Raw genomic sequence first — 14,069 nt, forward strand, 5'->3', positions numbered from 1 at the left:
TTATTACAAAGTAAGCATGAGTATGAAATATGTTCCATAAAAAAAGAAACCCATGAAATAACATGGGTGTAATATGAATATATATTTTTAGTCGCAATTTTCTACATCGAGATCGTCAAGATTCCACCAGAAGAAGCCATCGTTTTGGACAAGTGTTTCTGCTTCATTTGGTCCCATCGTTCCAGAAGCATATTTTGGAATCTCAGAACTCGTTTGCTCCCACACTTCTGAAATTTTGTCGACAAATTTCCAAGATAATGCTACTTCGTCCCAATGGGTAAAGTTTGTTGCATCGCCATTTAAGCAGTCGTAAAGTAATTTTTCATATGCTTCGGGTGTATTAATTCCATTGGAACCTTCATTTGAAAAATTCAATTTAACAGGATTCGTCTGCATGTTTTGTCCCGATTTTTTCGCATTAAGATGCAATGTAATTCCTTCGTCGGGTTGAATATGAATGACAAGTAAATTTGGCTTCAGCTGCTCATCATTATTATAAAGATTCATCGGAATATCTTTAAATTGGATGACAATTTTGGTAGATTTGGTTGTCATCCGCTTTCCTGTTCGAATATAGAAGGGTACACCAGCCCATCTAAAATTATCAATCATTAATTTACCTGCTACAAATGTTTCAGTTTGTGAATCCGGATTAACATTCAATTCATCGCGATAACCGACAACTTCATTACTGTCAATCGTACCAGAACCATATTGTCCGCGAACAAAATACTTATCCACTTCGTTTCCTTCTATTGCTCGCAAAGCACGAAATACTTTGACTTTTTCACTTCGAATTTCATCGGTTGTTAAGCGAATCGGAGGTTCCATTGCTAATAATGCCAGCATTTGCAACATATGATTTTGCACCATATCTCTTAGAGCGCCGCTGGTTTCATAATATCTTGCGCGTTCTTCGACTCCTAGTTTTTCACTTGAGGTAATTTGGATATTTGAAATGTAGCGATTATTCCAAAGAGGTTCAAAAAATGCATTCGCAAATCGAATAACCTCAATATTTTGTACCATCGCTTTTCCTAAGTAGTGATCGATACGGTAAATTTCTTCTTCAGGAAAAGATTGACGAATTTGAGTATTTAACTGTTCAGCAGATTCTAAATCGTGACCGAAAGGCTTTTCAATAACAAGACGTTTAAATCCAGTTGTATTGGTTAATCCATCCGCTTTTAAATGATCAGCAATCGTCCCAAAAAATTCCGGTGCCATCGCAAGATAGAAGATTCGGTTTCCTTGTAAAGAGTACTTTGTATCCAATTCTTCCGCTAAATTCTTTAATTGTATGTATGAGTCTGAGTCAGTGACATCATGTGGCTGATAATAGAAATGGGAGCTGAAATCATCAATTTGTTCATCTGCTCCAACGAATGAATGAATCGAGTCTTTAATATTTTCTCGAAATTCTTCGTGTGACCATGGTCGTCTAGCCGTTCCGATCACTGCAAAATGTGTTGCTAATTTTCCTTTTTTGTAGAGATGGTAAAGAGAAGGGTAGAGTTTTCTTTTCGCTAAATCGCCAGTTGCACCAAATATCATGATTAATGAAGTTGAGGATTCATTTGAATTCATTGTTGTTCATTCTCTCCTTTTTTCTTGCTATTTATAGGATACCAATTATTATCGTTAATACTTAATAATGAAAAAAATTTTTTTCATATGTGTATAACACATCCAAATATTAAATTTACTCTATTTATAGTTGAAATGGCAAATGATATGCAATTAACGTACTAAAGGCTATTTTCAAAAATTTATGGTAAAATAAGCAGATAGTAATATATGGGAGGGTTCCTCTTTGGATCTTTTATTTTTAGGAACAGGTGCTGGAATACCTGCAAAGTTACGAAATGTAACTTCAATTGCATTGAAAATGTTGGAGGAAAGAAAAACGATATGGTTGTTTGATTGTGGAGAAGCCACACAACATCAGATTTTACATACATCACTTAAGCCGCGGAAAATCGAAAAAATATTTATCACTCATTTACATGGTGACCATATATACGGTTTACCGGGACTGCTTGGCAGCCGTTCTTTTCAAGCTGGTCATTCTGAACTAATTGTATATGGCCCAAAGGGGATAAAAGAATTTATCGAAGTATCACTTAAGGTGAGTGAAACACATTTGCAATACCCGCTTGTCATTGAAGAAATCAACGAGGGAATTGTTTTTGAAGATGATCAATTCGTTGTAGAGGCTTCTGTTTTAGAACATGGAGTTAAAAGTTTTGGTTACCGCATTACCGAAAAAGATCGGAAGGGTACGTTGGATGCCGATAAGCTTCGAAACGATGGGATTATGCCAGGCCCAATTTATGCAAAACTAAAAAACGGTGAGGCCGTCCAATTAGAAGACGGACGGATCATTAATGGAAAAGATTATGTAGGCCCTGACCAAAAGGGTAAAATTGTTACGATCCTAGGTGATACAAGACTCTGTGAGAATTCGCGTAAATTAGCTCAAAATGCGGATATTCTTGTTCATGAGGCTACTTTTTCAGCTGAGAATGAAGAACTCGCATTTGATTACTATCATTCTACTGCAAAACAAGCGGCAGCTATTGCTTCTCAAGCCAATGTAGGAACTTTATGTTTAACACATATTAGTTCAAGATATGGAAAAGATGACTGGCCGCAGCTAGTGAAGGAAGCAAAAGAAATATTTCCTAATAGTGTGATTGCACATGATTTTATGGAAATGAATATTAAATAGCAGTTAATAAAAAAATAAGCCGTTTAGGCTTATTTTTTAATTCCATCCACGTTCATACTGTATTGGACTTTCAATCTTGGCACCAAGCTCTTTCGCAGCACGGCGCGGCCAGTATGGATCTCGTAATAGTTCGCGAGCTAATAAAACTAAATCAGCACGTTCATTTTGCAGAATTTCCTCTGCTTGTAGTGGTGAAGTAATTAGACCAACTGCTCCCGTATCAATAGCTGCTTCCTCTTTAATTTTTTGGGCAAATGGAACTTGGTAGCTAGGGAATACGGAGATTCTTGCCGGTACAACAGCTCCTGAGCTTACATCAATTAAATCGACTCCTTGATCTTTCATCCATTTACCAAATTGAACATAATCTTCTGGAGCAAGACCTTCCGGATGATAGTCATTTGCCGAAACACGCACCATTAACGGGCCATCCCATATTGATCTCACTTCTTTTATGATTTCTTTTAAGAAACGGTAGCGATTTTCCGCAGAACCGCCGTACTCATCTGTTCTTTGATTAGAAAGTGGGGATAAGAATTCATTAATTAAATAGCCATGTGCTCCATGAAGTTCGATAACCTCGAAGCCAGCTTTTTTTGCTCGCAGAACTCCTTGTTTAAATGCTTCCACTGTTTCTTTGATCTCTTCTTTACTCATTTCTTTCGGTGTCTTACTTTTTTCATTGAAAGCAATGGCTGAAGGAGCTACAATTTCACCCTCAAGTTCAGCTTTTCTTCCTGCATGGGCAATTTGAATACCAGCAACAGATCCATGAGATTTGATCATTCGAACTAAATCTGCCAAGCCTTCAATATGTTCATCGCTCCAAATTCCTAAATCCTGAGGACTTATTCTTCCTTGTGGTGTTACAGCTGTCGCTTCAAGAATAATTAATCCTACTTGGCCGACTGCACGACTTGTATAATGTGTCCGGTGCCAGTCATTAACGATGCCATCTTCATTTTCGCAAGAATACATACACATCGGTGACATGACAATTCTATTTTTTAACGTAACATTTTTTATTGTATATGGTTCAAATAATTTTACAGTCAACTTAATCCCTCCTTAATCTTTCTTGAATACAAATTATAGCAATGTGAGTTGGTTAAGGAAAGAAACTTGCTTGCAAAATTATAGCTGATTTTTACTGTTTATTTGTGCGAGTCTCTTTGATTGTGTTGTCGCTTCCTTTATGCAATGAATAAATGCTTCTTTTACATTACTGTTATCCAAAACACGAATTCCCGCTTCTGTTGTCCCTCCCGGACTTGTTACCGATTTCCGTAAATCGGCAGGTGATTTTCCCGATAACTCTAACATTTCCGCTGCACCTAATAATGTTTGGATAATTAGTTTTTTTGCTTCTGTATGTTCTAAACCTATTTCTTGAGCTGATTGCTCCATTGCTTCTGCGATATAGTATATATAAGCTGGCCCACTACCTGACAATCCTGTTATTGCATCAAGTTTTTCTTCCTCAACAATTGTAGTCTTACCAATGGATGATAATAAATTTATGGTGATATTTAGCTGTTCAGCTGATACTTTATCATTGAAAGCAATGGCTGTTGCAGACTTTCCGATTGCGGCAGATGTGTTTGGCATAGCACGGATTATCGGTCCATTTAGTATAGATTCAATATAAGTGATTGATATGCCTGCCAAAACCGAAATGACCAATGTCTTTGAATCAAGATACGGGTGAATAGCAAGTAGTGCATCTTTAGCATCCTTCGGTTTAACAGCAAGGAAGACAATGTCTGTTTGCTCTAAAAGATTTTTCATATTATATGTTGTTTGTATTTTATATTTTTCCTTTAATGTAGATAGCTTTATATCGTCTGAACGATTTGTTACATAAATATTTTTATGATCGATCAATTTCTTTTGAGTCATGCCGCTAATAATTGCTTCTGCCATAGATCCAGCACCGATAAATGAGATTTTCATCTATATCCCTCCAAAATTTTGATCTAAAATTAAAAACCCTCTCATCCGAAAAGGACGAAAGGGTTTTTCGCGGTACCACCTTTATTAAATGTAAAAAAGGATCTTTACATTTATCTCATACCGTTAACGCCGGAGACGTATTGGTTTGCCAATAAGCTCTCAAGGTAGGTTCAATAAAAAAGCGGATGGTGAAGTCTTTCAGCCGATGAACTTCACTCTCTTTCACCATTTTTTATTTAATAGCCTTGGTCATTGCGATTATTTTTTAAATTATATAGATTATGCAAAAGAAATAGCTTGTCTGTCAAGTACATTTTTATAATTTTCTGTATTTTTATATTAATATAATGACATTTTTGATTCTTATAGGTACAATATATGTATTAATCATTTAGAATATTATAGAAATATAAAATAAGGGGATGCAGAGAATGGTATCTTGGATTGGTAATATAGCAAAAATCTCACTGCCTACGCCCTTTGCTGTAGGCGACGTCAATGTGTATATTATTAAAGGGGATGTATTAACACTAATCGATGCAGGGGTAAAAACAAACGAAGCATGGGAATCTTTTACATATCAATTATCACAATTAGGGTATACACCGAATGATATTGAGCAAGTGATTTTGACCCATCATCATCCTGATCATGTTGGTCTGCTTGAATGGCTTCCTAATGAGATTAAGATTTTCGGACATCAATATTGCAAACCGTATCTTACTTTTGATGAAGAGTTCTTTAGTGCACACGATCAATTTTATTTAACCCTATTTCATGAATTTGGTGTACATGGTGAATTTGCTCAGCTATTAAAAAAATGGAAATCCCCATTAAGGTTTTCTGCTAGTCGTTCGTTAACTGATATAATAAATGAAGGGGATCGTATCCCAGGGTTTGAAGATTGGAACATACTTGAAACACTTGGACACGCGCAAAGTCATTTATCTTTTTATCGTGAAAAGGATGGCACGATGATTGCCGGTGACCATATACTTGCAAAAATCTCTTCGAATCCATTATTGGAACCGCCATTATCAACAGAGAGCGAACGTCCAAAACCTCAATTGCAATACAATGCTTCCTTAAAGAAGCTTTTTAATTATGATATTTCCATAGCTTTTACCGGACATGGAGCAGAAGTAAAAGATGTCCACGCTCTAGTTGAACGCAGGCTGCAAAGACAGCATGACCGTGCGATGCAAGTAAGAGAAATGATCAAAGAGAAATCTTTAACGACATTTGAAATCTGTCAAAGGCTCTTCCCGGCCGTCTATCAAAAAGAATTAGGACTGACTTTATCGGAAACAACTGCTCAATTAGACTTTTTGCTCTCAAAAGATGCAATCAAGAAAGTGGTGAATGAAGAAGGTATCGCTTATTTTAGTATGTAATAGGAGTGAACGATATGACGAATCATCGTCTTCATAACAAAACTATTGTTATTACAGGTGCATCGGGGGGGCTAGGTGAACAGATTGCCTACAAATGTGCAAAAAATGGGGCCAATCTCGTCCTTCTTGCCCGCAATATTGAAAAATTGAAGGTGATGAAACGTAACATAGTAGAAAAGTATTCGGTGAGATGTAGCATTCAATTTTTAGATGTTTCCTCCCATGAACAGATTCCAGGTGTTTTTCAAAACATTCGGGAGGAAGTTGGAAACATTGATGTATTAGTCAATAATGCGGGGTACGGTGTTTTTGAAGAGGCACATTCAGCCTCTATGACCGATATTAAAGGAATGTTTGATGTGAATGTTGTTGGACTAATGGCCTGTACGAAAGAGGTCCTCACATCGATGCGAACGAACAAATCTGGACATATCATTAATATCGCCTCCCAAGCTGGGAAAATGGCCACTCCCAAATCAAGTGTCTATGCTGCAACAAAGTTCGCTGTTATTGGATATTCTAATAGCATAAGGATGGAATTGTCCCCATATAACGTCTTTGTGACAACGGTCAATCCCGGCCCAATTGCTACTAATTTTTTTCATGTAGCTGATAAATCTGGAACTTACGCAAAAAGTGTTGAAAAATTTATGCTGGATCCGGAAAAGTTAGCGAAGAACATTGTTGACAGCATGCTGACAAAACGCAGGGAAATCAATGCGCCCGGTTGGATGAATGTAGGGAGTATTTTCTATACTTTATTTCCCCGAACGGTAGAACGGTTAGGGAGAAAGGCGTTTTTCAAAAAGTAAGGATGTAACCCGGATTACTATTCGGGTTTTTTATGTGAGTAGAAATAAATATGGAAATAGAAAAACTTTTTTAGAGGTTCAAATGTCTAAATCACAGACCAAATTAAATAGCAAATCACATAAACTTCACAGTCAAAAAGGCTTAGAGATAATACATCTCTAAGCCTTTTTTTCACAAAACCATAAGTGCATTAAGATGCCAAAACGAGTTTGATAAATAGGCGGAGAAATTTCCCTTAAATAGAAAATAGCACTGACAATAGGTTAAATAGACGGAAGTTTTCCGACTATTGATTATAAAAATGTGAAAATGGGTAATATTGCTTTGCTTAATCGGAGATTCTCCGCTTATATTCCCTAAATCAAGCTCTATTCTGCAGTATAGCCGGAGAAGTTCCGCTTATTTTAAATAATCCATGTCAGCTATGAATGACGGACTTTTTTCCTAATTTCCAAAAACTGATGATTGAACACGAACGTATATTCGAATAAAATAATACATATAATAAGAACGAACGTTCCTGTTTGCAGGGAGATTATATAGTTGAAAAAAGGTTCTAAAATAAATCATTGTAAAGAACCATAGAAAAGGGGCTTAGTAATGATTGATTACGATGAACTCCCGCAGAATCAAATACTGTGTATCGATATGAAAAGTTTTTATGCAAGTTGCAGTGCGGTTATGCGGGGATTAGACCCTATGGAATGCTATTTAGCGGTGGTTGGAAACAAAGAGCAATCAGGAAGTATTGTGCTCGCTGCTTCGCCGAAATTAAAAAAGGAATTTGGCATTAAACCAGCATCTTCTCGTATGTTTGATATTCCCGATGACAATAGAATCCAAGTTGTTGAAGCTCAAATGTCAACATATTTACAAATTTCCACTGAATTAATAAAAATTTTTAATAAGTATGCACCTATGGAAGATATCCATATCTATAGTGTAGATGAATCATTTATTAAAGTAGATGGACTGAAAAAATTATTCGGTGACTCGAAAACAATTGCGCATATGATCAAAAAGCAAATCCTCGACACCTTTGGGCTTCCTTGCACGATTGGCATTGGACCTAATATGCTTATGGCAAAACTAGCGCTAGATTTGGAATCTAAAAAAGTAAAGGATGGAATAGCGGAATGGACTTATGAGGATATTCCAACCAAACTTTGGACAGTATCCCCTTTACGGAAAATGTGGGGGATAGGAAGAAGAATTGAAAATAGGCTAAATAGAATGGGGATTTTTTCTGTCGGTCATTTGGCAAAATATGATTTAAAGTTATTGGAAAAGGAATTTGGCATTATGGGAAATCAGCTTTACCATCATGCTTGGGGAATCGATTTATCTGAATTAGGAGCTCCTATCATCGAAGGGCAAATTAGTTTTGCGAAAGGTCAAATCCTACTGCGTGACTATAAGGAGGAACATGAAATCAAAATAGTACTATTAGAAATGTGCGAGGAAGTCGCACGTAGAGCTCGGACCTCAAAAAAAGCGGGGAGAACCATTAGTTTAGGCATTGGATATAGTGATGCTGATTTTGGCGGTGGCTTTCATCGGTCTTATACTGTCGATGAACCAACGAACGTAACGATGACCATTTATAAAGTATGTTTAATGTTATTCCATAAATTTTATTCCGGAAAGAACGTTCGCCAAATATCTATATCTCTTTCTAATATTGTTGATGATTCAACATTACAATTAAATTTGTTTGAGCCTAACAAAACAAAATTACATGATTTAGGATATGTTGTAGATAAGATCAGAGATAAGTTTGGTTCAGCAGCGGTCTTGAGGGCGGTTTCTTTCACTGAAGCCGGGACCGCTTTAAAACGTTCAGCACTTGTGGGGGGACATAAAGCATGATTCGTGACAGAGGGAATAAAAAATGGGTCTCACTAATGCTACCAGAGCATGTAAAAATGTTAAAAGATATGTCTGTAGATCTAAAACGGCTAGACAAACCATTACTTGACGAATACCAGATTCAGGAGTTTGAGGAAAAAATAAAGTACGCACAGAAATTTAAATTACCTGTAGAGTTTTCTATTTTTGAACATGGATTTATAAGGGGAATTGTTGGAAAAATAATTAAAATGGATTCTTTAGAAAAAAAAATTAAGATTGAAGCAATGAATGAAGACATTGAATATATAGAGTTTAATCAGGTAACAAATGTACAAATTAAAGATTAAACCGTAGGTACTGAATGAGGTTTATCATACAATAAAGAAGCTTTTCCCTCATTTTTAATATTAAGATAAACCCAAAGAGAGGAGAAAAGTACGTGAAGATTGAAATGAAAGAAATAATTTCTAAAAAAATCCTTACAGAAGCAAAAGGTTATTTAGATGTCGGATTTACACATTCATTGAATCCTTATAGTGGGTGTGCCTTTTCTTGCAGATACTGCTATGTAAGGGAAATGCCGATTCAGAGATTCAAAGAAATTCCTTGGGGGGAGTGGCTGGACATAAAAACAAATGCGGCTGAAAATTACCGGAATGAAATCATAAAACTTCGTAAGAAGAACAAACCCGTAAATATATTTATGTCCTCTGCAACGGACCCTTATCAACCAATAGAACGTAAAGCAAATATTACAAGAGCGATCTTAGCAGAAATGATTGAGAACCCTCCTGATTTTCTTCAAATTCAAACACGAAGCCCACTTGTCACAAGGGATATTGATTTGCTAGTAAGATTGAAAGAGAAATGTGAAGTTTTGGTATCTATGACAATCGAAACCGACAGAGAAGAGATTAAGCAAATATTTGCACCGTATGCACCGGGAATTAAAATTCGGCTAAAAGCCTTAAAAGAAATTCATGACGCCGGAATACCTACACAAGCTTCAATTTCCCCGGTGTTACCTTTTACACCTGATTTTCCAGAAGAATTGAAAGGAATCGTAAATTATATTTGGATTGATACTCTAAGTATTGGTGATGGATCAATGGGGAAGCGATCAGAGAGATTAGGAATGCCAAAAGTATTTGAGGAACATGGTTTATCCAAGTGGTATCGTAAAGATATACATGTAATGGTGGAAAAATATTTTCATAAATACTTTCCTAGTGAAATGATAAGGGTTTCTAAAAATGAAGCATTTCCAAAATAAAAAGCTTAGATCACGAAGCGAACCCCCTAAGTTGGACTAAGAATCAACTTAAGGGGTTTTTACATCATAAAAAGTTATATACAGGATTACCTGCTAGTAAAATCAACAAAACTACTCTGCACGAACCACAGACTCAAATTTACCTTTATGGGATCCATCACAAAATGGCTTTTTATTCGATAAGCCACAGCGGCATAATGAAAAAGAAGGTTTCGTTTCAAATACATTTCCTTCCGCATCAACTAGTTCCACGTCGCCTGTTACACGGTAAGATCCATTATCATTCACTTTAATTTGTACTTTAGACATCATCATCATCCTTTCTAAAATTAGACAATCTATTATGATGGTATAAGGAAAAATATAAAAAAGCAACAACAGTTATGGAAAGGATTTCAATTAGACTAATTTAAGGGCTTTAAAATTATTTTCTTGGACGAGCCAATTTTGTGGAAAAGGGTTTCCAAGTACCCAATAGCTAATTCCTCTAAGACGGTAGTTTTTGACGACATCACACTTTGCTTGGGCACTTCTTGCATCTTCAAACCAAACTTCATGCTGTTGACCAGTTTCGTCAGTATAGCGAAAGAAGGGAGATTGGTAGGTTGTATTGTATTCGATGCTTGCACCATATTTCTGCGCTAATTGAATCGCTTTTTGGGGACTAACGGTTTTTGCAATACTACCTTCCTGCCAAGGAATTTTCCAATCGCGGCCATATAACGGTGCCCCCATCATTATTTTATTTCGTGGAATCACTGTCACAGCATAATCTAGAACTTTTTTCACTTCATTAATTGGTGCGATGGCCCATGGTTTGCCACCTGCCCAGCCCCATTCGTATGTCATTAAAATAATAAAATCAACAATCTTTCCCTGTGCTGCATAATCATGTGCCTCATAAAGAACCCCTTTTTGTTCAGATGTAAGTTTCGGTGCTAAAGCCGTTGAAACTAAAAAGCCTTTCGGATGAAGCTGTGACACGACACGTCTTAGAAAAGAATTATAATTTTCACGATCTTCGGGATAGATGTATTCAAAGTCAAAATTAACGGCATTATATCCTTTTTCTTGCATTATTGCTAGGAGGTTCTTAATAAACAGCTCTTGAACCGATTGGTTTCTTAAAAGGCTTGCAGCCAGATCGGAATTAAAATCTTGATTAACAAAATTTGTTACGACTAATAAAGGGGAGACATGTTCAGAACGGGCTGCGCTGATGACAGCAGTGTCATTCAATTCTGTGAGGCTCCCGTCCTCTTTTATCGAATAAGTGAATGGTGATAAGTAAGTAAGATATCTTCCAAGCTGATGAATGTTTTCGAAAGCACTCGAACCTAGCGTTGTTATATACGCATTTACTTCTTTGGATGGCCGGGCTATTTCTGGGATTCGCAGTACTTGACCAATATAAAGAGTGTATGGGCTTGTTATGTGGTTTACTTTAGCAATATTTGCGGGATTGACATTATATTGCTGTGCAATTGTCCAAAGTGATTCACCTGAGCGAACAGTATGATAGTTGATAGGAATGAAGAGTACTTGACCAGCGGAAATATCATTCGGGTTTGATAGTTGATTGGCTGAAGTGATTGCTTGCACTGATATTCCAAACCGTTGCGCAATCGCCCATAGATTATCCCCGGGCTGAATAATGTATTCGCGACCGGGTGAAGGAATAACAAGTGCTTGGCCGATCACTAATGCATTCGGATTTTTCAACTGGTTAGCCGTTGAAATTTGTTCTATGTTCACCCCGTATCGTTTGGAAATAGTCCACAGACTTTCTCCTTTCTGTACAACATGAATATTCATTCGGATCTCTCCCTAGTTATTTTCCCTATAAATACTGTATTCATATACAAGTATAAATGTTTAAAAAAATCACTAGAAAGAGAAACTTTTTATGCATTTTGCTTAGAAAAACCTTTATCTTTCACATACTTCATAAGAAATTCATCCACTGTTCTTTCATAATCTTCACGATTTTCATTAAAAGATTGAGCATGCACACCATTAATAGCAAGATAGAGCATTTTTCCACCTTTCTTTTTTTCAAATAAAGCTTTCGTCATCCCTGGTAATATATAGTCATCTTTTTCACTATGTACAAATAATATCGGTTTTTTAATATTTTCAATAACATTGATCGGAGAAACGTTCTTTAAAGAGTATCCATCGCGAAATTTAATAAATAGGTTGGCAAGAGGTAGGAGCCATTTTCCAGGTAATTTAATTTCACATGAGATTTGATAAGCTAAAAGCTCACGAAAATCAGAAAAAGGGCAGTCGACAATATAAAAATTAGCCCGATCTTCAAGACTTCCCGCATATAAAAGGGTTGTCGCTGCCCCCATTGATTCCCCGTGAATGCCAAAAAAGACATTCTCTCCTTCAACAGAAAGAAGGTAATCAACTACAGCTTTTAAATCATGCTTTTCATAATAACCATAGCTAGTCGTTTTTCCGCCGCTAGCACCGTGTCTTCGATGATCATAAATAATCGCATTATAGCCTCTTTCAATAAATATGTTCATATATTTGATAGAATTTATTTTATTTTCGGTGACGCCATGACAAAAAATCATGTATTTCTTCTCCTCGGGATATGGACGAACGAATATAGCCTTTATGTTATATCCGAAAGGGGAAGGGATCCACATCTCCTGTTTTGGCAAGGTTTCAAACGAGAGAGGATCGAGACGCTTTGCATGGACTTCTCGATCGAATACAAATTGTTCATCCTTTCTTGCCATATGCATAATTCTTTCCGAAAGATATAGTCCTAACCCAGTTGTTGCAAGGAGCGTTGCACCACCGAGAATGGAAAGCTGTTTTTTCATTTTGCCCGCCTCCATCGTTTTTTTTGATTATTTTACCATAAAGATAAAAAAGGAAACTGACGAATTAAGTCAGCTTCCATTTAGTAATTACTGTTCTGAATTTTGTCGGTTAGTAGGGTGGATTGCTTTATTTAATTCTTCTGCAGCGATCGTTTGTTTTGTCGTATCCGCAGTCGGTTTCCCTTTTTGACTATATCCTTTTTCACGTTGTTTTGTCATTTGCAGTCATCCTCCTTAAACATTCGATAACATTAAAATGAGCAAAACGGGAAAAATTATACTTATTTTTTAGAAAGCTGATAATAGCCACTATTAATTTTTCGCGATAGAACGGGTGAAATAGTATCAATCGCTTCGACAAGCTTATCTAAATTGATACCTGTATCAATTCCCATTCTTTCGAGCATATAAACGACATCTTCCGTTGCTACATTTCCATTTGCACCAGGTGCAAATGGACAACCGCCAAGACCGCCAGCAGAAGTATCAAAACGATCAATGCCAGCCTGTAAAGCGGCAAAGATATTGGCGAGAGCCATTTTTCTCGTATCGTGAAAATGGGCAGTTAAAAGAACATTCGGAAGACGTTCTTTTAAGGAAGAAAACAATGAGAAAGATTCCGATGGAGTTGCCATTCCGATTGTATCTGCCACACTTAACTCGTCAACTCCAGCAGCAACGAATTCTTCACACAAATGAAGTGTGTCACTTTCCGAGATTTTTCCATCAAACGGGCAATAAAAAGCAGTGGAAATACATGCTCTCACAAAAATGTCTTTTTTCTTTAATTCAGCGATAATCGGTTTTAATTCTTCTAAACTTTCCATTGTGCTCTTATTAATATTTTTTTTATTAAAGCTGTTACTTACACCTACGAAAACAGCGATTGAATGGCACCCTAGTTCTAAAGCTCGATCAATACCCTTACGATTCGGGGCTAAAACGATATTTCTAAAGATATTAGGGTGAGAAGCAACGATTTCCGAAGCATCCTTCATTTGCGGCACCCACTTAGGAGAAACGAAAGAAGTTAATTCCATTTCCTTAATCCCAGCGCTAGTAAGTTTATTGATAAACATTAATTTTGTCTCTGTTGGAACAAAATTCTTTTCATTTTGTAATCCGTCACGTGGACCAACTTCAATAATAGAAATTTTCTTTGGTAATGACAACATAAATTTCTCCCTCCCAATTCTATTGTAGTGAGAGTT

14 protein-coding genes and 1 other annotated feature are annotated in these 14,069 nt (G+C 36.6%); of the genes, 6 read left to right on the forward strand and 8 right to left on the reverse strand.

What is annotated here, in order from left to right; all coding sequences use genetic code 11:
* Positions 1 to 87 precede the first annotated feature (87 nt).
* Entirely contained in the window at positions 88 to 1,587 is a 1,500-nt protein-coding gene (zwf, locus tag I5776_RS08605) for a glucose-6-phosphate dehydrogenase (protein ID WP_202780208.1), read from the reverse strand.
* Positions 1,588 to 1,813: 226 nt separating this feature from the next.
* On the opposite strand from zwf, the gene rnz reads away from it, so the two are divergent.
* Positions 1,814 to 2,731, forward strand: a complete 918-nt coding sequence (gene rnz, locus I5776_RS08610) for a ribonuclease Z (protein ID WP_202780209.1) — start codon at positions 1,814 to 1,816, stop codon at positions 2,729 to 2,731.
* A 36-nt stretch (positions 2,732 to 2,767) separates the two neighbouring features.
* On the opposite strand, the gene namA is transcribed toward rnz, so the two are convergent.
* Together namA and proC are read right to left on the reverse strand one after the other, a co-directional pair.
* Complete coding sequence (gene namA, locus I5776_RS08615; protein ID WP_202780210.1) at positions 2,768 to 3,787, reverse strand: NADPH dehydrogenase NamA; 1,020 nt, start codon at positions 3,785 to 3,787, stop codon at positions 2,768 to 2,770.
* Positions 3,788 to 3,865: 78 nt separating this feature from the next.
* Entirely contained in the window at positions 3,866 to 4,684 is an 819-nt protein-coding gene (proC, locus tag I5776_RS08620; RefSeq protein WP_202780211.1) for a pyrroline-5-carboxylate reductase, read from the reverse strand.
* A gap of 47 nt (positions 4,685 to 4,731) precedes the next feature.
* Positions 4,732 to 4,946 (reverse strand) — a binding site (T-box leader).
* Positions 4,947 to 5,115: 169 nt separating this feature from the next.
* Between proC and I5776_RS08625 the strand changes: the two genes are divergently transcribed.
* The 5 genes from I5776_RS08625 (at position 5,116) to I5776_RS08645 (ending at position 10,015) form a co-directional block, all read left to right on the forward strand.
* Complete coding sequence (locus tag I5776_RS08625; protein WP_202780212.1) at positions 5,116 to 6,078, forward strand: MBL fold metallo-hydrolase; 963 nt, start codon at positions 5,116 to 5,118, stop codon at positions 6,076 to 6,078.
* A 14-nt stretch (positions 6,079 to 6,092) separates the two neighbouring features.
* Complete coding sequence (locus I5776_RS08630; RefSeq protein ID WP_202780213.1) at positions 6,093 to 6,890, forward strand: SDR family NAD(P)-dependent oxidoreductase; 798 nt, start codon at positions 6,093 to 6,095, stop codon at positions 6,888 to 6,890.
* Positions 6,891 to 7,491: 601 nt separating this feature from the next.
* Positions 7,492 to 8,760: a Y-family DNA polymerase gene (locus I5776_RS08635; protein ID WP_202780214.1), complete on the forward strand. Its 1,269-nt coding sequence runs from the start codon at positions 7,492 to 7,494 to the stop codon at positions 8,758 to 8,760.
* Positions 8,757 to 9,089 carry a YolD-like family protein gene (locus tag I5776_RS08640; RefSeq protein WP_202780215.1) on the forward strand — a complete coding sequence of 111 codons (333 nt, stop codon included), beginning with the start codon at positions 8,757 to 8,759 and terminating at the stop codon, positions 9,087 to 9,089. The genes I5776_RS08635 and I5776_RS08640 overlap by 4 nt, the downstream gene beginning before the upstream one ends.
* Before the next feature lie 92 nt (positions 9,090 to 9,181).
* On the forward strand, positions 9,182 to 10,015 hold the full coding sequence (locus I5776_RS08645) for an SPL family radical SAM protein (RefSeq protein WP_202780216.1): 834 nt from the start codon (positions 9,182 to 9,184) through the stop codon (positions 10,013 to 10,015).
* A gap of 111 nt (positions 10,016 to 10,126) precedes the next feature.
* Here the strand turns inward: I5776_RS08645 and I5776_RS08650 are convergent, their stop codons facing one another.
* From I5776_RS08650 to I5776_RS08665, 5 genes are all read right to left on the reverse strand, one after another.
* Complete coding sequence (locus I5776_RS08650; protein ID WP_202780217.1) at positions 10,127 to 10,324, reverse strand: CDGSH iron-sulfur domain-containing protein; 198 nt, start codon at positions 10,322 to 10,324, stop codon at positions 10,127 to 10,129.
* A gap of 90 nt (positions 10,325 to 10,414) precedes the next feature.
* Complete coding sequence (locus I5776_RS08655) at positions 10,415 to 11,830, reverse strand: glycoside hydrolase family 18 protein (RefSeq protein WP_202780218.1); 1,416 nt, start codon at positions 11,828 to 11,830, stop codon at positions 10,415 to 10,417.
* Between the two features lie 89 nt (positions 11,831 to 11,919).
* Positions 11,920 to 12,858, reverse strand: a complete 939-nt coding sequence (locus tag I5776_RS08660) for an alpha/beta hydrolase (RefSeq protein WP_202780219.1) — start codon at positions 12,856 to 12,858, stop codon at positions 11,920 to 11,922.
* An 87-nt stretch (positions 12,859 to 12,945) separates the two neighbouring features.
* Positions 12,946 to 13,077 carry a hypothetical protein gene (locus I5776_RS21580; RefSeq protein WP_258223510.1) on the reverse strand — a complete coding sequence of 44 codons (132 nt, stop codon included), beginning with the start codon at positions 13,075 to 13,077 and terminating at the stop codon, positions 12,946 to 12,948.
* 62 nt (positions 13,078 to 13,139) lie between these two features.
* Positions 13,140 to 14,033, reverse strand: coding sequence for a hydroxymethylglutaryl-CoA lyase (locus I5776_RS08665; RefSeq protein ID WP_202780220.1), 894 nt, complete (start codon positions 14,031 to 14,033; stop codon positions 13,140 to 13,142).
* Between the last annotated feature and the right edge of the window lie 36 nt (positions 14,034 to 14,069).

It is taken from the genome of Heyndrickxia vini, from assembly GCF_016772275.1.
GTDB lineage: Bacteria > Bacillota > Bacilli > Bacillales > Bacillaceae_C > Heyndrickxia > Heyndrickxia vini.

Bases quoted from the DNA above. Each gene is read 5' to 3' on its own strand.
- zwf (WP_202780208.1), bottom strand. From the start codon at position 1,587: ATGAATTCAAATGAATCCTCAACTTCATTAATCATGATATTTGGTGCA.
- proC (WP_202780211.1), bottom strand. From the start codon at position 4,684: ATGAAAATCTCATTTATCGGTGCTGGATCTATGGCAGAAGCAATTATT.
- I5776_RS08625 (WP_202780212.1), top strand. From the start codon at position 5,116: ATGGTATCTTGGATTGGTAATATAGCAAAAATCTCACTGCCTACGCCC.
- I5776_RS08630 (WP_202780213.1), top strand. From the start codon at position 6,093: ATGACGAATCATCGTCTTCATAACAAAACTATTGTTATTACAGGTGCA.
- I5776_RS08635 (WP_202780214.1), top strand. From the start codon at position 7,492: ATGATTGATTACGATGAACTCCCGCAGAATCAAATACTGTGTATCGAT.
- I5776_RS08640 (WP_202780215.1), top strand. From the start codon at position 8,757: ATGATTCGTGACAGAGGGAATAAAAAATGGGTCTCACTAATGCTACCA.
- I5776_RS08650 (WP_202780217.1), bottom strand. From the start codon at position 10,324: ATGTCTAAAGTACAAATTAAAGTGAATGATAATGGATCTTACCGTGTA.
- I5776_RS08655 (WP_202780218.1), bottom strand. From the start codon at position 11,830: ATGAATATTCATGTTGTACAGAAAGGAGAAAGTCTGTGGACTATTTCC.
- I5776_RS08660 (WP_202780219.1), bottom strand. From the start codon at position 12,858: ATGAAAAAACAGCTTTCCATTCTCGGTGGTGCAACGCTCCTTGCAACA.
- I5776_RS21580 (WP_258223510.1), bottom strand. From the start codon at position 13,077: ATGACAAAACAACGTGAAAAAGGATATAGTCAAAAAGGGAAACCGACT.
- I5776_RS08665 (WP_202780220.1), bottom strand. From the start codon at position 14,033: ATGTTGTCATTACCAAAGAAAATTTCTATTATTGAAGTTGGTCCACGT.